The 16,269-nt window shown below is 75.8% G+C and carries 12 protein-coding genes; 5 read left to right on the top strand and 7 right to left on the bottom strand.

Annotated elements, in window-relative coordinates; translation table 11 throughout:
• Position 1: 1 nt before the first annotated feature.
• A complete protein-coding gene (locus QSK03_RS06805) occupies positions 2–682 on the bottom strand; it encodes a GAP family protein (RefSeq protein ID WP_285649680.1) in 681 nt (226 codons plus the stop codon).
• Complete coding sequence (locus tag QSK03_RS06800; RefSeq protein ID WP_285649678.1) at positions 679–1,911, bottom strand: patatin-like phospholipase family protein; 1,233 nt, start codon at positions 1,909–1,911, stop codon at positions 679–681. The genes QSK03_RS06805 and QSK03_RS06800 overlap by 4 nt, the downstream gene beginning before the upstream one ends.
• Positions 1,912–1,983: 72 nt before the next feature.
• Here QSK03_RS06800 and QSK03_RS06795 point away from each other — a divergent pair, with 72 nt between their 5' ends.
• Positions 1,984–6,789 (top strand): ATP-dependent helicase, encoded by a 4,806-nt coding sequence (locus QSK03_RS06795; RefSeq protein ID WP_285649676.1) that lies wholly within the window; start codon positions 1,984–1,986, stop codon positions 6,787–6,789.
• Here QSK03_RS06795 and QSK03_RS06790 read toward each other — a convergent pair.
• The gene (locus tag QSK03_RS06790; protein ID WP_285649674.1) at positions 6,778–7,533 is read right to left on the bottom strand and encodes a hypothetical protein; all 756 of its coding nucleotides are present in this window, start codon (positions 7,531–7,533) and stop codon (positions 6,778–6,780) included. The genes QSK03_RS06795 and QSK03_RS06790 overlap by 12 nt on opposite strands.
• 242 nt (positions 7,534–7,775) lie before the next feature.
• On the opposite strand from QSK03_RS06790, the gene QSK03_RS06785 reads away from it, so the two are divergent.
• A complete protein-coding gene (locus QSK03_RS06785) occupies positions 7,776–8,729 on the top strand; it encodes a hypothetical protein (RefSeq protein ID WP_285649670.1) in 954 nt (317 codons plus the stop codon).
• 142 nt (positions 8,730–8,871) lie between these two features.
• On the opposite strand, the gene QSK03_RS06780 is transcribed toward QSK03_RS06785, so the two are convergent.
• From QSK03_RS06780 to QSK03_RS06765, 4 genes are all read right to left on the bottom strand, one after another.
• Complete coding sequence (locus QSK03_RS06780; RefSeq protein WP_285649668.1) at positions 8,872–9,114, bottom strand: hypothetical protein; 243 nt, start codon at positions 9,112–9,114, stop codon at positions 8,872–8,874.
• A gap of 11 nt (positions 9,115–9,125) precedes the next feature.
• The gene (locus QSK03_RS06775) at positions 9,126–10,265 is read right to left on the bottom strand and encodes an inorganic phosphate transporter (protein WP_285649666.1); all 1,140 of its coding nucleotides are present in this window, start codon (positions 10,263–10,265) and stop codon (positions 9,126–9,128) included.
• Between the two features lie 111 nt (positions 10,266–10,376).
• Entirely contained in the window at positions 10,377–11,201 is an 825-nt protein-coding gene (locus QSK03_RS06770) for an IclR family transcriptional regulator (RefSeq protein WP_285649664.1), read from the bottom strand.
• A 105-nt stretch (positions 11,202–11,306) separates the two neighbouring features.
• Positions 11,307–12,782, bottom strand: a complete 1,476-nt coding sequence (locus tag QSK03_RS06765) for a M28 family metallopeptidase (RefSeq protein WP_285649662.1) — start codon at positions 12,780–12,782, stop codon at positions 11,307–11,309.
• Between the two features lie 328 nt (positions 12,783–13,110).
• On the opposite strand from QSK03_RS06765, the gene QSK03_RS06760 reads away from it, so the two are divergent.
• The 3 genes from QSK03_RS06760 (at position 13,111) to QSK03_RS06750 (ending at position 16,246) form a co-directional block, all read left to right on the top strand.
• Positions 13,111–14,934, top strand: coding sequence for an MFS transporter (locus QSK03_RS06760; protein WP_285649660.1), 1,824 nt, complete (start codon positions 13,111–13,113; stop codon positions 14,932–14,934).
• Between the two features lie 90 nt (positions 14,935–15,024).
• Complete coding sequence (locus QSK03_RS06755) at positions 15,025–15,342, top strand: hypothetical protein (RefSeq protein WP_285649658.1); 318 nt, start codon at positions 15,025–15,027, stop codon at positions 15,340–15,342.
• Between the two features lie 25 nt (positions 15,343–15,367).
• Positions 15,368–16,246: a DNA-formamidopyrimidine glycosylase family protein gene (locus QSK03_RS06750; protein ID WP_285649656.1), complete on the top strand. Its 879-nt coding sequence runs from the start codon at positions 15,368–15,370 to the stop codon at positions 16,244–16,246.
• The last annotated feature ends 23 nt before the right edge of the window (positions 16,247–16,269 follow it).

Here is a 16,269-nt window from a genome sequence, read left to right as displayed (position 1 = left end):
GTCACCACCCCAGGAGCCCGACCAGGCCCTTGCCGGTGAGGTAGATCCCGACCAGGCCGACCGCGACCGCGATGAGCACCTTCGAGTTCCGCCGGCCCCACGCGTGCGCCCCCTGCACCGTCTCCAGGGTCCGGTCCGGGCGCACCACGACGAGCGCCAGCGCGGCGAGGGGCACGGCGAAGCGGAGCACGGTGTAGACGGCGACCTGCACGATCCCGTCCACGGCGCTCGGCTGCGTCTGCAGGATCGCGACCAGCGCGGCCAGGTAGTAGAGCCCCGGCAGGTTGGTGACGACCCCGGCCGCGGCCACCACGCGGGTCGTCGGCGGTCGCAGGCGGCGGTCGAGGGCCTCCGGCAGGACCGTGCTGCGCTTGCGGGGACGCTCCGGGCGCCGGCGCCGCGGCTCCCGGCCGGCCAGCCGCAGCGCCGACCAGATCATCGCGAGGACGCCGAGCACCAGGTCGGCGACGAGCCGCCCAGTCGTGCCCTCGGACGTCGGCGCCCCGGTGTGCAGCCAGGTGACCACGACGATGCCCACGCCGAGGGTCACGGCGATGCCGGCGACGAGGTAGGCGACGAGCAGCGGGCGCGGGCGCTCGGAGAGCAGCAGGATGTACACGATCGCGAGCTGGACGCCGCGCACGGCGCTGAGCAGCCCCAGCGCCAGGGCCTCGGGGCTCACGTCGCGTCCTCGTCGGCGGGGCCCAGGTGCAGGCCCACGATCCGCTCCCCCGCGTACGACGCCGTGAGGAGCCCCGCGGTCCGGTCGTCGGCCCGGACGCGCCACGCGACGTCCTCGCCGACCAGCTCCTTGCGGGTGGCGTCCCGGGCGACGCCGGCCGCCAGCAGTGCGGGGACGTCGCCCGCGAACGGCGGGTCGACCTCGACGGCGGCGTCGACGAGCAGGGCACGGAGGAGGGGGACGTCGCCGGCGTCCCACGCCTCCTCGAGGCGCAGGGCGGCGAGGAAGACGTCGGCCCGCCCGCGGCCGCGCCGGCGCAGGTCCCGCAGGAACGCCACGTCCCGGTTCAGCTTGGACGCGGCGCCGAGCAGGCCGGTGACCGGCGAGCGGGCGAGCTCGAGGACCCGGACGGCGACCTGTCGGTATCCGCCGGCCGGGCTCAGCGTGCCGGCCGCCAGGAGCTGGTCGATCCGCTCGACGGCCGCGAGCTCCTGGTACAGCGAGAGGTTGCCCGCGAGCTCGTTGCGGCGGTCGGCGATCTCGAGGGTGGTCCGCGGCTCGGCGTCCCGCCGGGTCGGGTTGATCTGGACGACCCACAGCTCGTCGGGGTCGTCGTCGAGCAGCGGCGCGACCGGCGGGTTCTGGGAGAACAGCCCGTCCCAGTAGGCGCCGCCGTCGGTGTGGACCGAGCGGAACAGGGTGGGGATCGCCGCCGAGGCCAGCACGGTGTCCGGGGTGATGCGGTCGCGGCGGCTGTCGAAGGCGCGGAAGGCCCCGGTGCGGACGTCGACCGCGCCGAGCACCAGCCGCGGGTGCTCGCCGGCGGCGTCGACCGTCAGCGCGTCGAAGTCCACGTGCCGGCGCAGCAGCCGGCGGAACTCCGCGCGGCCGTCGAACGGCGGCGGCACGAGGTAGGGGTTCAGCGGCGGCAGGAGGCCGAGGCTCTGCACGAGCCCCGCCCCCACGAGCGCGGCGTTGCCGAGGCGCTCGACCGGACCCCGCGCGGCGTTGTCCTCCCAGAACGCCTCCAGCGCCGCCGGGATCCCGTCGACGTCCCCGCGGCGCAGCACCGACCACGTCAGCAGGGCGTTGATGGCGCCGCCGGAGGTGCCGCTGACGGCCACGACGTCGTGCGCGTCGAAGGCACCGCGCTCGACCCACCGGGCCATGACGCCCGCGGTGAACGCCGTGTGACTGCCGCCGCCCTGGAAGGCGAGCGCGATCCGCATCCGGCCACGTTAGTGATCCCTCCCGACCACCGGGAAGCCGACGGCGGTTCGCTGTCGGGGGTCGGGGGCACCATGGGACCCGTGGACGTCATGGACCGCTTCTCCCCCGCGACGCGCGACTGGTTCACCGGCGCGTTCGCCGGGGCCACGCCCGCGCAGGAGGGCGCCTGGGAGGCGGTCGCCGACGGGCAGCACGCGCTGGTCGTCGCGCCCACCGGCTCGGGCAAGACGCTCGCCGCGTTCCTCTGGGCGCTCGACCGGTTGGCGACGACGTCGCCGCCCGAGGAGCCCACCCGCCGCTGCCGGGTCCTCTACGTCTCGCCGATGAAGGCGCTGACGGTCGACGTGCAGCGCAACCTGCGCTCCCCGCTGGCCGGGCTCGGGCAGGCGGCGCAGCGCCTCGGGCTGCCCCGCCCGGACGTCACCGTGGGGTCGCGCACCGGCGACACCCCCGCCGACGAGCGCCGCAGCTTCGCCCGCACGCCGCCCGACATCCTCGTCACGACGCCGGAGTCGCTGTTCCTGCTGCTGACGTCCGCGGCGCGCGAGTCGTTGCGCGGCGTCGACACGGTGATCGTCGACGAGGTGCACGCCGTGCTGGCCTCGAAGCGCGGGGCGCACCTCGCGCTGAGCCTCGAGCGTCTCGACGCCCTGCTCGACGCGCCGGCTCAGCGCATCGGCCTCTCGGCGACCGTCCGGCCGATCGACGAGGTGTCGGCGTTCCTCGGCGGCGGCCGCCCAGTGCGCGTCGTCGCGCCGGAGTCGGCGAAGACGGTGCAGGTCCGCGTCGAGGTGCCCGTCGAGGACATGGCGGCGCTCGACGGCCAGGGCGACAACAGCTCCGGGCCGGGCGTGGAGGAGGAGGTCGAGGGCTCCGCGGCCGGTGCCGCGCAGCGCGCCTCGATCTGGCCCGCCGTGCAGGAGCGGGTGCTCGAGCTGGTCGAGGCGCACCGCTCGACCATCGTCTTCGCCAACTCCCGCCGTCTCGCCGAACGTCTCACCGCGCGGATCAACGAGCTCGCCACGGAGCGGGCGCAGGCCGCGGCGGCCGAGCGCGAGCCGGTGGAGCTGGACGACGACGGGACGGACGAGCCCGGCGCCGACACCGACGACGAGGCCGAGGAGCTCGCCCCGGTGATCGGGCGGTTCCCCGCGGGAGCGGTCGGCCAGTCGGGCACGGCCGAGCCCGCCGAGGTGATCGTCGCGCGGGCCCACCACGGTTCGATGAGCCGCACGCAGCGCACCCAGGTCGAGGAGGCGCTCAAGTCCGGGCAGCTGCCCTGCGTGGTGGCCACCTCGAGCCTCGAGCTGGGCATCGACATGGGCGCGGTCGACCTCGTGGTGCAGGTGGAGGCGCCGCCGTCGGTGGCCAGCGGGCTGCAGCGCGTCGGCCGCGCCGGCCACCAGGTGGGCGCGGTGTCCGAGGGCGTGGTGTTCCCGAAGTACCGCGGCGACCTCGTGTCGTGCGCCGTCGTCGCCGAGCGCATGGCCGGCGGCGCCATCGAGGCGATGCGCTTCCCGCGCAACCCGCTCGACGTGCTCGCCCAGCACGTCGTGGCCATGACGGCGATGGAGCCGTGGACGGTCTCCGACCTCGCGGCGCTCGCGCGCCGGGCCGCGCCCTTCGCCGGCCTGCCCGACTCCGCGCTGGCCGCGGTGCTCGACATGCTCGCCGGGCGCTACCCCAGCGACGACTTCGGCGAGCTCCGCCCGCGCATCACGTGGGACCGCGTCACCGACCAGCTCTCCGGGCGACCCGGAGCCCAGCGCCTGGCCGTCACCAGCGGCGGCACGATCCCCGACCGCGGGCTGTACACGGTGGTGACGCCCGGCTCCGGGCCAGAGAATGGACGCAGCGGCGGCACCGGCGGGTCGCGGGTCGGCGAGCTGGACGAGGAGATGGTCTACGAGTCACGGGTCGGCGACACCTTCCTGCTCGGCTCCACCAGCTGGCGCGTCCTCGACATCACCCGCGACCGCGTCGTCGCCGAGCCCGCGCCCGGGGTGCCGGCCCGGATGCCGTTCTGGAAGGGCGACGCCCCGGGTCGTCCTCTCGAGCTCGGCCGGGCGCTCGGGGCCTTCGTGCGCGAGGTCGCCGCCGCCGACGACGAGGCGGCGACCGCCCGGGCGCAGGCCGCAGGCCTCGACGCGTGGGCCACCACCAACCTGCTCTCCTACCTGCGCGAGCAGAAGGAGTCCACGCGCCACGTCCCGAGCGACCGCACGATCGTCGTCGAGCGCTTCCGCGACGAGCTCGGCGACTGGCGCCTCGTGGTCCACTCCCCCTTCGGTGCCCAGGTCAACGCGCCGTGGGCGCTCGCCATCGCCGCCCGGTTCCGCGAGCAGCGCGGCCTGGAGGTGTCCGCCGCGAGCGCGGACGACGGCATCGTCCTGCGCCTGCCCGACGCCCTCGACGACGCCGGCGAGGAGATCCTGCCCTCGGCCGAGGACGTGCTGCTCGACCCGGACGAGGTCGAGCAGGTGGTCACCGGCGAGGTCAGCAACTCCGCGCTGTTCGCCGCGCGGTTCCGCGAGTGCGCGGCCCGGTCGCTGCTGCTGCCGCGCCGCGACCCCACCCGCCGCACCCCGCTGTGGCAGCAGCGCCAGCGCGCCGCGCAGCTGCTCTCGATCGCCAGCCGCTTCGAGCAGTTCCCGGTCGTGCTCGAGACGATGCGGGAGGTCCTGCAGGACGTCTACGACGTGCCCGGGCTCGCCGAGCTGATGCGCGACGTGCGCTCGCGCGGGGTGCAGGTGGTCGACGTCGCCACCGCCAGCGCCTCGCCGTTCGCCCGCACGCTGATGTTCGGCTACGTGGGGATGTTCCTCTACGAGCTGGACGCCCCGCTGGCCGAGCGCCGCGCCGCCGCCCTCTCGTTGGACTCCACGCTGCTCGCCGAGCTGCTCGGGTCGGAGGCGATCCGCGAGCTGCTCGACGCCGAGGTGCTCGCCGAGATCGAGGGCCAGCTGCAGCGCACCGACCCGGAGCGCCATGTCCGCGACGCCGAGGGCACGGCCGACCTCCTGCGCTTCGTCGGCGACCTCACCACCGCCGAGGCCGAGGCCCGCGGGGTCCGCGAGGAGTGGCTCACCGAGCTGGAGTCGGCCCGCCGCGCGATCCGTGTGCGGGTGTCCGGACAGGAGCGCTGGATCGCGATCGAGGACGCCGGGCGGTTCCGTGACGCCCTGGGCGCCGGCCTCCCGGTCGGCGTGCCCGAGGCGTTCACCGAGCCGGTGGCCGACCCGCTCGGCGACCTCCTGGCCCGCTTCGCCCGCACCCGCGGGCCGTTCCCGGTCGCGGCCGCGGCGCACCGCTTCGGGCTCGGTGTCGCGGTCGTCGGCGGCGTGGTCGACCGCCTGGTCTCCTCGGGGCGGCTGGTGCGGGGCGAGCTGCGCCCGGAGGGGTCGCCGCCGGTCCCCGGGGCGCCCGCCGACCTCGCGGCCACCGGCCCGGACGTGTGCGACGCCGAGGTGCTGCGCCGGCTGCGGCGCGGCTCGCTCGCCCGCCTGCGCGCCGAGGTCGAGCCGGTCGAGCGCGCAGCGCTCGGACGGTTCCTCCCCTCGTGGCACGGCATCGGCGGGCGGGTCCGCCGGGCGCCGGGCCCGGACGACGTGCTGGGGGTCGTCGAGCAGCTCGCCGGCGCGCCGATCCCGGCGAGCGCCCTGGAGAGCCTGGTGCTGCCGGCCCGCCTGCCCGGGTACTCGACCGCGCTGCTCGACGAGCTGACGAGCGCGGGCGAGGTCACGTGGACCGGCTGCGGCACGCTCGCCGGCGGCGACGGATGGCTCGCGGTCGCGCCCACCGACCTCGCCGACCTCCTGCTGCCCGACCCCGAGACCGACCTCGCCGACACCCCGCTGCACCGGGCGCTGCTCACCACGCTGGAGGCCGGCGGCGCGCTGTTCTTCCGCCAGCTGACCGAACGGACGCAGGCGGCGCTGCGCGAGGCCGGCGAGTCCGAGACCGCCCGGGAGATCGACCTGCCCGACGACGCCGCAATGGTCGCCGCGCTCTGGGACCTGGTGTGGGCGGGGCTCGCCACCAACGACACGCTCGCGCCGGTGCGGGCCCTGGTCTCCGGCGGCGGGTCCCGGGGCTCGGGCGGGTCGCGGGGTGGGGCGCACCGCCAGCGCCGGGCACCCGCGCGGGGTCGCTACGCCCGCCTCGGGCGCGCGCCGATGCCCTCGCGCACCGGCCCGCCCACGGCCGCGGGCCGCTGGTCGGGGGTCCCCGAGCGCGAGGGCGAGCCGACCCGGCGCGCCCAGGCCCGCACCGAGGCGTTCCTCGAGCGCCACGGCGTCCTCACCCGCGGCGCCCTCGACACCGAGCGCACCACCGGCGGGTTCGCCGGCATCTACCCGGTGCTCCGGGCGATGGAGGAGTCCGGCCGCGCCCGCCGCGGCTACGTGATCGAGGGGCTGGGCGCCGCCCAGTTCGCGGTGCCCGGCGCGATCGACCGTCTGCGGGCGGAGTCCCGGGTCGAGGACGGCGGCGGAGCGGCGCAGGCCCTCGTCCTCGCGACGACCGACCCCGCCCAGCCTTGGGGCGCGGCGCTCGAGTGGCCGGCCACCGTCGGCAGCCAGGACGGCACCAGCTCGCACCGGCCGGGGCGCAAGGCCGGCGCGCTCGTGGTGCTCACCGACGGCGAGCCCGCGATCTACGTCGAGCGCGGCGGCAAGACGCTGCTGAGCTTCACCACCGAGCACGACACCCTCGCCGCCGCCGCGACCGCGCTGGCCACGGCGGTGCGCGAGGGCTGGCTCGGCAGCATCGCGGTCGAGAAGGCCGACGGCTCCGGCTCGCTCGACGGCGTGCTGGCCGAGGTCCTCACCGACGCGGGCTTCCGGCACAGCCCGAAGGGCCTGCGGCTACGGGCCTGACGAGGTGCCGGTCGGCGCGTCACCGGCCGGCGTGTCCCACGGTCGCGCGAGGAGGCCGCCCGGCTGCGCGGGGTCGCAGCCGACCTGGCGGAGCCGCAGGACCACCCCGCTGACCTTGCGCTCGACGGAGCCCGCGATCTCGGCGAGGAGGGCGCGACGGTCGGCGTCGGGTGCGGCGGCGAGCCACGCCGTCCGGATGCGCAGCTCCTCCTCGGGCTCCCAGGGCAGCCCGTTGCGCGGTGGCGCCGCCGGCCGGAACCGGTTCGGCACCGGGAACGGCACGACCGTCGGATCCCGGAACCCGTCGGGATCGCCGTCGCCGAGGTCGCCGACCTGGTCGTCGGGCCGGTCGCCCCAACGCACACGGCGACGCCCGCCGAGGTCGCCCGGTCCGTACCAGCGGTACCGGCCGAACGGTCCGCCGTCGCCACCGGCGTCACCGCCGTCGCCCCAGCCGGCGCGGTCCCGGTCGCGCCAGGGCTCGAAGGTGCACGAGTCGTGCGCGTCGGCCCAGGCGACCCGCAGCGCGGCGACGAGCACGCGCGCCGGCACGGCGACGGTCACCGGCTCCGAGGGTTCATCGGTCCCGTCCTGATCGTCGGGCTCGTTGGTCCCGTCGGTCCCGTCGTGATCGCCGGGCTCGCCGCTCCGGGGGTACAGCGCGAGGCAGGCGACGGTGCCGACGACCCGGACCGTCAGGTCCCGGTCACCGGCGGGGATGCGGAGTGCGTGGCGCGAGGTCATGACGCCACGGTGCGGTGGTCGCGCCCGCGACGGGTGCGCTTCAGGACGATCGGTGGACACGGCGATCCGGGCCGCGACCGGACGGTCCGGCGCGCTGCTCCGCACGCGGCCCGAAAGCGCCCGGCGCGGTGTGGTTCCGTCCACAGGGGACCTCGAGGAGCGGGCGTGGGGCGCGCACGGCAGGCTGGGCGGCAACCGCCCCGCACCGCCCCGGTCCGAGCAGCCGACGACGAGGGAGAGCAATGGCGCTGGCGTGCCCCACGTGTGAGCAGTCCGCCGCGGAGTACCTCGGGATGGCCGACGACGGCCGCAACATGATGCGCTGCACGAGCTGCGGCCACGAGTGGGTGCTCGGCGCGAAGCCGGTCTCGCCGCGGGCGGTCAGTCAGACCACGCGGTCGCGCAGCACCCCGGCCCGGAGCGCGACCTCCCGCTCCACCGCGCCGCGCTCCCCCAGCCGCTCGACGAGCCGCCCGGCGTCCCCGGCCCGCCCCGCCCGCGAACGCCGGGGGCCCGAGGATGTCGAGACCGCGCGACGCCGGTTCCCGGCCACGCCGGAGCTCCCGCCGGCGCGGTGGAAGCTGATCGACGAGCTGCGCCGCGAGTTCCTCGCCGACTTCCCGTACCCCGACGAGGAGGCCGGGCGCTACCGCGACGTGTACCGGCAGGCGTTCGAGGCCGACGCGCTGCCCTACACCACCCCGAACGCGCTCAAGGACTTCGCGAACAGCAAGGTCGTCGCCCGGCCCGGCAACATGAGCCGGTTCAACGACGAGTGGCGCACGCTCGGCAGCCAGGGCGCCGCCGAGGCGTTCCGCGGGGTCATCGAGCACCTCCTGCGCGGCGAGGACCCGCCGGCGCCGGAGGACCGCCTCACCGAGCTGATCACCTCCGACGACCCGCCCGCGATGGCCGGCTTCCGCGAGTCGATGCTCACCCGCGTGCTGTGCATCGCCGAACCCGAGCGGTTCCTGCCGATCCTCGTCTACACCAGCCCGTCGGGGGGCAAGCGGGAGATCGCGCGGCGGGTGTTCGGCGTCGAGCTCCCGGCGCCCGACTCGACCTCGCAGACCATCGGTCGGCTCGCGTACTGGAGCAACGACCTGCTCGTCGAGCTGATCGGCAACCGGTTCGTCGACCTCGACCACGCCCGCCAGTTCCTGTGGTGGGTCAAGGACCACCCCGACCTCGACTGAACGGCTCAGCGCACGCGGCGTTCGCGCCGGGCCCCGAGACACGAACGGCGACCTCGCTGCATCGGTAGCAGCGACGTCGCCGTTCGTTCGTCGTCGGACGCCGGGAATCCCGGGAACGCCGGAGATTCCGGGGAACCCCGCGTCAGAACGCGATGATGTACAGCCCGTAGAGCACGATCGCGACGACGGCGGCGAAGCACACCACCGCGACCGCCGTGCCCGCGGCCGGGCTCAGGGTGGGGGCGCCGTCGTCGGGGCCGCCGACGCGCTCGGGCACGCGGGCGGAGAGCCCGATGAGCCCGAGGGAGAACAGCGCGACGACGACCACCCCGGCGGCGATCGAGACCACGGAGACGAGGCCCAGCGAGGCCCAGTCGATCTTCATGACGAGTCCTCTCAGGCCGGGACGGCCGGCTCGTGGCGGATGGCGGCGTCGTCGTCGACGTCGTTGACGTTGTCGGCGGTGACCGGACGGCGACGCGAGGCGGCGTAGATGCCCGCGGCGACGGCGATCGCGACGAGGGCCACGATCACGGTGCCCACGACGCCCGTCGAGGCCGCCCAGGCCGCGACGGCCCCGACGATGGCCGCGGACGGCAGCGTGAGGATCCAGGCGATCGCCATCTGGCCCGCGACGCTCCAGCGCACCGCGGCCAGGCGGCGCCCCGCGCCGGCCCCGAAGATCGAGCCGGTGGCCACCTGGGTGGTCGACAGCGCGAAGCCGAGGTGCGACGAGGTCAGGATGACCGCGGTGGTGCTCGCCTCGGCGGCGAAGCCCTGCGGCGTCTCGATCTCGCTGACCCGCTTGCCCAGCGTCCGGATGATCCGCCAGCCGCCGAGGTAGGTGCCCAGGCCGATCGCCAGGCCCGATCCGAGGATCACCCAGAAGGGCGGGCCGGAGTTCGGCGCGAGGACACCGGCCGTGATCAGCGTCAGGGTGATGACGCCCATCGTCTTCTGGGCGTCGCTCGTGCCGTGTGCGAGCGCGACCATCGAGGCCGAGCCGATCTGGCCGATCTTGAAGCCTCGCTTGACCGTGCCGTCGTCGGCGCGCGAGGTCGTGCGGTAGGCGAGGTACGTCGCGACCAGGGCGATGACCCCGGCGAGGACCGGTGAGATCACGGCGGGCAGCACGACCTTCGACAGCACCGCGCCGAAGTTCACGGCCCCGGCACCCGCGGCGACGAGCGTCGCGCCGATGAGGCCGCCGAACAGGGCATGCGACGAGCTCGACGGCATGCCGAGCAGCCAGGTCAGGAGGTTCCAGAGGATGGCCCCGACCAGACCCGCGAAGATCACGACCGGCGAGATCCTGGCCTCGTCGACGAGGCCGCTCGAGATCGTCTTGGCCACCTCGACGGACAGGAACGCGCCGACCACGTTGAGGACGCCGGCGATGAGGACGGCCACCTTGGGCTTCAGTGCCCCGGTGGCGATGGAGGTGGCCATGGCGTTGGCCGTGTCGTGGAAGCCGTTGGTGAAGTCGAAGGCCAGGGCCGTGACGATCACGACGATGACGATCAAGGAGAGGTCCACCGCTCATTCCCCTTCCGGGTGGGACGGCGCGACCGTAGGTGACCGTCACGAACGCCGGGGAAATGCGCGGTCAAACATCCTTTACCCGGGCCACACGCGCCCTTGGGGCGATCAGGTGGGGCTACCGAGCCAGCCCAGACGGGTGGAGAGGTCCTCGGCGGCGGAGCGCAGGTCGGGCACGATCGCGCGGGCCCGGCGGCGCGGCAGGCGGTAGGCCGGGCCGGCCGCACTGAGGGCGGCCACGACGTCGCCGGCAGCACCCCGCACCGGCACGGCGACGGCGTGCAGCCCGACCTCGAGCTCCTCGAACGACCGCGCGTGGCCCTCGTCGACGACGCGGGCGAGCTCGGTGCGCAGCTCCGCGGCCTCGGTGATCGTCGCGTCGGTGAAGCGGGGCAGGCGCCGGCGCAGGAACGTCCGGCGCTCGGCGTCGCTCATGTACGCTAGCAGGACCTTGCCGGCCGAGGTCGCGTGCAGCGGTGTCCGGCGGCCGACCCAGTTCTGCGTCGTGACCGATGCGCTCCCGAACTCCTGGGCGACGTTGATCGCGGCCTCGCCGTCGTGGATCGCGAGGTTGACGGTCTCCCCCACGACCTCCGCGAGCTGCTGGCACGTCGGCTGGCCGAGGCGGGCGATGTCCATGCGGCCCGTCGCCGACGCCGCGAGCCGCACGACGCCGAAGCCGAGGGCGACCCGGCCCCGGTCGCCGAGCTGCTCGAGCATCCCGCGCCGCGTCAGGGCGGCCACGAGCCGCGAGGCCGTCGACTTGTGGACGCCGAGCTCCTCGGCGAGCTCGGTGATGCCGACCTCGCCGCGCGCCGCGACCACCTCGAGGGCCGTCACGGCGCGGTCGACCGAGCGGACGAGCGACGGCTCCGACCGGTCGGAGCCGTCGGAGCCACCGGTGCGCGCGTCGTCGCCGTCGGTACGAGCCATCGGGGGCCATCCTCTCCGAGCCGGCAGGGCCGTCCGGGGGGTGGGTGTCCGTCGGTGTCGGGACGCCACCGGATGTGGTTGCGGAGTGCGCAACCCTACGCGGTCTCAGCGCGTCTGTCGCTGCTCCCGGGTCGGGACGCCGTTCGGCCCGCCGAGATCGACGGCGTAGGTGCCGATGCCGACGGCGAGGGTGTCGAGCATCCGGTCGAGGGCGACGCGGTCGATGTTGGCGAGGTTGTCGCAGGCCTGGTGGTAGCAGCGGTCGTACGGGGCCCCGGCCTGGCCGCCCCACAGGGCCGCGTCCTCCGCGGTCTTGACCTCCTCCGCGCCGGTGAACAGCCCGCCGGACGGGACGCCCGCGGCGATGAAGGGCCCGTAGTCGGACCGTCCGTCGAAGTCGGTGCCACGCGGCTGCACGCCCGTCGCGCCCAGCGCCTGGGTCAGGGTGCGCTCGATGGCGTCCGAGCCGGCGGGGCCGGGCGGGGCGCCTTCGCGGTCGGAGTCGTCGCCGTCGTAGACGAGGTAGCCCGGGTTCGGCGAGGCGAGCATGTCCGAGTTGAGGAGCACCGCGATGTCACGACGGGCCTCGGGGGTCAGGGTCTGCACGTAGTTGGTCGAGCCGAGCAGGCCCTCCTCCTCCGCGCCCCACCAGGCGAACCGCACCGCGTTGGTCACCGCCGGCGCGCCGCCGAGGCGCAGCGCCAGCTCGAGCTGCGCCGACGACCCGGACCCGTTGTCGTTGATCCCGGGGCCCTCGGGCACCGAGTCCAGGTGGGCCCCGCTCATGACCACCTCGTCGGGGCGACCGGTCGTCGTCTGGGCGATCACGTTGCGGGTCGTCTGCGTCGCCGACCGCGTCGCGAGCACGAGCGTGACCGGCGTGCCCACCCGCGGGAGCAGCCCGTCGAAGTCGGGCTGCAGGAGCCCGCCGGTCGGCAGGCGACCCTCGGCCACCGAGCCGAGCGTCCCGCCCAGGGGGCCGGGCGCGTTGTTGCCGACCAGCACGGCCGCGGCGCCGGCCTCGGCCGCGACCTGCTGCTTCTGCGTGAAGGTGCAGGACCCGCGGCGCACGAGGACGACGGCGCCCCGGGCCGGGAGGTTGGCGTAGTCGGAGGCCTCGCAGCCCGGCGTCGGGTCGGCGGGCGTGTCCGGGGCCGCCACCAGCGGCGCGGTGACACCCCCGGGCGGCGTCGCCGGGGAGTACGACAGCGCGGTGACCGCCGGCCCGGGCGCACCCGCGACCGTCAGCGTCTGGGCGTCCACGGCGAAGGTGTCGAACGGGAAGCTCGGCGTGTCCACGCGATAGCCGGCCTCGCGCAGCCGGCCCGCGACGTAGTCCACGCTCGCGTCGAAGCCCGGCGTGCCCGACGCGCGGTTGCCACCGTGGGCGTCGGCGATGCGCTGCAGCTCCTGGAGGTGCGCGAACGCCCCGTCGGCGGTGGCCTGCTCGGCCAGCCGCCGGGGCAGGCCCGGCTCCGGCGCGGGACCCGCGGCCCCGCTGCCGCCGCCCCCGCCGCAGGCCGCGAGGGCGAGGAGGGCGCTCAGCACGAGCGCCGTGGCTCCGCGACGGGGCGTGATCATGCTCACGCACCGTAGAGCACGGGTCCGGACGCCGTGACGGGAACCGCCCGGACCGTACGGAGCGGGACGCCCCGCACACCGGACCGGCGGCGATCGCCGGACACCAGGGGCACGCCGGCGTGCCGTCGCGCTCCCCAGCCCGCGGGCCCGGGACCAGCGCGCAGGGCCGTCCGGCCGAGCGCCACCGACGCGCGGTGCACGGCGGTGGACTCCCGGTGACGACGGGCCGGACGAGCGGTCGGGAGCGACCAGGACCACGTCCCCGGACCGGGCGCATCGGGCTACTGTTGGTTGGCACAGCCAACGATCACGTCTGCGAGGAGGACGCGTGCCGCAGGCCGCCGTGTCGGTGCCGTCGTCTCCTGCGCCCACGGCACCCCGGCCCGCCCTCGTCGTCACCGTGCTCTCGTCGGTGGGTCTCGTCGCGTCGCTGTGCCTGACGCTCGTCGTGCCGCTCGTGTCCCAGCTGCCCCGCCTGCTGGAGACGTCGGCGGCCACGGCGTCCTGGGTGATCACCTCGACGCTGCTCGCGGGCGCCGTCGCCACCCCGATCGCCGGACGCCTCGGCGACATGGTCGGCAAGCGCCGGGTCCTGCTCGCGACGCTCGGGCTGCTCGTCGTCGGGTCGGTGCTCTGCGCGGTCACCGCCGACCTCGTGCCCGTCCTCGTCGGGCGCTCCCTGCAGGGGGTGGCGGTCAGCGCCGTCCCGCTGGGGATCAGCCTCATGCGCGACACGCTGCCGCCCGCGCGCCTCGGTTCCGGGATCGCGCTGATGAGCGCCACGCTCGGCATCGGCGGCGGCCTCGGTCTCCCCCTCGCCGCGATCATCGTGCAGCTCGCCGACTGGCACGCCCTGTTCTGGGTCGCGGGCGGCCTCGGGCTCGTCGGCGTCGTGCTGGTCGCCCTCGTCATCCCCGAGTCGACGACGCGCACCGGCGGGCGCTTCGACGCCGGCGGCGCCGTGGTGCTCTCGATCGGCCTCATCGGCCTGCTGCTGGCCGTGTCGAAGGGCGCGGAGTGGGGCTGGACGAGCGCGGCGACGCTGACGTCCGCCGCGATCGCCGTCGTCGCCCTGCTCGGGTGGGGCTTCTACGAGCTGCGGGTGCGCGACCCGCTCGTCGACCTGCGGCTCAACGCCCGCCGCGCGGTGCTGCTGCCCAACCTGATCTCGATCCCCGTCGGCGTCGCCATGTTCACGGGCATGGTCGTCTTCCCGCAGCTGCTCACCGCGCCCGTCGCGTCGGGCCACGGCCTCGGGATGAGCCTGCTGGCGGCAGGCGTCACGCTCGCCCCCATGGGGTTGGTGATGATGGCGATGTCGCCGGTCACCGCCCGGATCTCGGCCGCCGCTGGGCCCCGGACGTCGTTGTGGATCGGGCTGGTCGTCATCGCCGTGGCCTACCTCGCCGGGATCTTCCTGGTCGGCGCGGCGTGGCAGGTGTCGCTGGTCATCGCCGTGATCGGCGCGGGCGTGGCGCTGTCGTACGGCTCGCTCCCTGCACTGATCATGCGCGCGGTGCCCACCACCCGCACGGCCGCCGCCAACGGGCTGAACACCCTCATGCGCTCGATCGGCACCTCGGCGGCCTCCGCGGTCGCCGCCGTCGTGCTCTCGGCCTCGACCGTGGCCGTCGGCGACACCCTCGTGCCCTCGCTCGGTGCCATCCGGACGACCCTGCTCATCGCCGCGGGGTGCGCCGTCCTCGCCCTGCTCGTCAGCTTCGCCGTGCCCTCGCTGCCGGAGCCGACCGAGGAGGTCGAGGAGTTCGGCCCCGCTCAGCCCGCCGAGGTCACCGAGGACGCCGTGCCCGTCGCCCGCCCGGCGCTGCTGCGCGGCCGGGTGCTGCACGACGACGGCGGGCCGGCCGCCGGGGCGCGGGTCACGCTGGTCGGCAACGACGGCCGCCAGCTCGCCGTCGCGCCGGTGGACCAGGACGGCGCGTTCGCCGCCGACCCGGGTCCGCACCGCCCGGTGCTGCTCATCGCCGCGCTGGCCGGGGCGGCGCCCGCCGCCGTGCACGTCGCTCCCGGCCAGGACACGCTCGACCTCGTCCTGTCCCCGACCCGGACGCGGGGCCGCACCGCCGTCCCGGAGATCACGGGCGCGTCGTCCACCCCGACGCGGGCGCCGAGGTGCACCGCGCACTCGTGATCGTCGCGCGGGCGCGTTTGTGGCCCACCCCACGCGTGGCACTCCTCCCCCCGACCCAGGACGCACCGATGCGTGGCCCGGAGGGAACCCTTGTCCAGCGACGACACCCCGGTCGTGGCGGTCCGGCAGGCGATCGCGGCCCTGCGCGCCGGGACGGTGACGCGGCCGCTCGACCGCGAGGACCTCGGGCTGCTCGGCACCGAGGCGCGGGCCCTCGTCGAGCAGCTGGTCGACGTGCTCCAGAGCGTCGACCGCGCGACGACCGACCCGCGCGACCCCCACACCCACGACCTCGCCACGCTGCGGGAGCGCCTCGCGGGCGCGCTCGTGCCGAGCGGGCTCGTCGGCGACCCGCGCGACGAGCTCCAGGAGGCCGGCACCGTCCGGCCCCACACGCCCGACGACTGATCCGCACCAGTGGGACCATGGCCCGGTGCCCGAGGGTGACACCGTCTTCCTCGCCGGCCGGCGCCTCCACGACGCGCTGGCCGGCCAGGAGCTGACGCGCGGCGAACTGCGGCACCCGCGTCTCGTGCAGCACGACCTCGCGGGGCGCACGGTGCTCGAGGTCGTCAGCGTCGGCAAGCACCTGTTCACGCGCTTCGACGACGGCACCAGCCTGCACAGCCACTTCCGCATGGACGGCACGTGGCACCTCTACCGTCCCGGCCGGCCGTGGCGGGGCGGCGGCGACCACCAGATCCGCGCCATCCTCGAGGTGCCCGACCGCGTCGCCGTCGGCTACCGCCTGCACGATCTCGACCTGCTGCCGACCGAGCGCGAGGACACCTGGGTCGGGCACCTCGGCCCCGACCTCCTCGGCGACGGCTGGGGCCCGGAGGCGGCCACGGAGGTCGAGCGGCGCCTGCGCGCCGACCCCGACCGTGAGCTCGGCGCCGCCCTGCTCGACCAGCGGGTCGCCTGCGGCGTCGGCAACCTCTACAAGGCCGAGGTGTGCTTCCTCGTGGGTGTCTCGCCGTGGACGACGGTCGGCGCCCTCACCGACGCCCAGGTCCGCGACGTCGTCGCGCGGTCCCACACGCTGCTGTCGCGCAACGCCTGGCGCCCCGAGCAGTCGACCACGGGTGACCTCGGCGGGAACGCCCAGCACTGGGTGTTCGAGCGGGGCGGGCGCGGGTGCCGGCGCTGCCGGGACGTGGTGCGCACCGCCGGCCAGGACGACGGCAGCCCGGACCGCGAGGACCGGATCGCCTACTTCTGCCCCACCTGCCAGCCCGGACCCCACCCGCCGCTCGAACGCCGCCGCGGCCGGCGCCCCCAGCAGCAGTCGGGGCGGCAGGCGCGGTACTAGGGGCGGAGGCCGGACCGCGCCAC

This window comes from Actinomycetospora sp. NBRC 106375 (assembly GCF_030269665.1).
Classification (GTDB): Bacteria; Actinomycetota; Actinomycetes; order Mycobacteriales; family Pseudonocardiaceae; genus Actinomycetospora.
Note: the sequence above shows the minus strand (reverse complement) of the source record. Positions and strands in the feature narration are given on the sequence as shown.

Excerpts from the sequence above, each read along its gene's own strand:
- QSK03_RS06785 (WP_285649670.1), top strand. The coding sequence starts at position 7,776 with ATGGCGCTGGCGTGCCCCACGTGTGAGCAGTCCGCCGCGGAGTACCTC.
- QSK03_RS06765 (WP_285649662.1), bottom strand. The coding sequence starts at position 12,782 with ATGATCACGCCCCGTCGCGGAGCCACGGCGCTCGTGCTGAGCGCCCTC.
- QSK03_RS06780 (WP_285649668.1), bottom strand. The coding sequence starts at position 9,114 with ATGAAGATCGACTGGGCCTCGCTGGGCCTCGTCTCCGTGGTCTCGATC.
- QSK03_RS06800 (WP_285649678.1), bottom strand. The coding sequence starts at position 1,911 with ATGCGGATCGCGCTCGCCTTCCAGGGCGGCGGCAGTCACACGGCGTTC.
- QSK03_RS06770 (WP_285649664.1), bottom strand. The coding sequence starts at position 11,201 with ATGGCTCGTACCGACGGCGACGACGCGCGCACCGGTGGCTCCGACGGC.
- QSK03_RS06790 (WP_285649674.1), bottom strand. The coding sequence starts at position 7,533 with ATGACCTCGCGCCACGCACTCCGCATCCCCGCCGGTGACCGGGACCTG.
- QSK03_RS06795 (WP_285649676.1), top strand. The coding sequence starts at position 1,984 with ATGGGACCCGTGGACGTCATGGACCGCTTCTCCCCCGCGACGCGCGAC.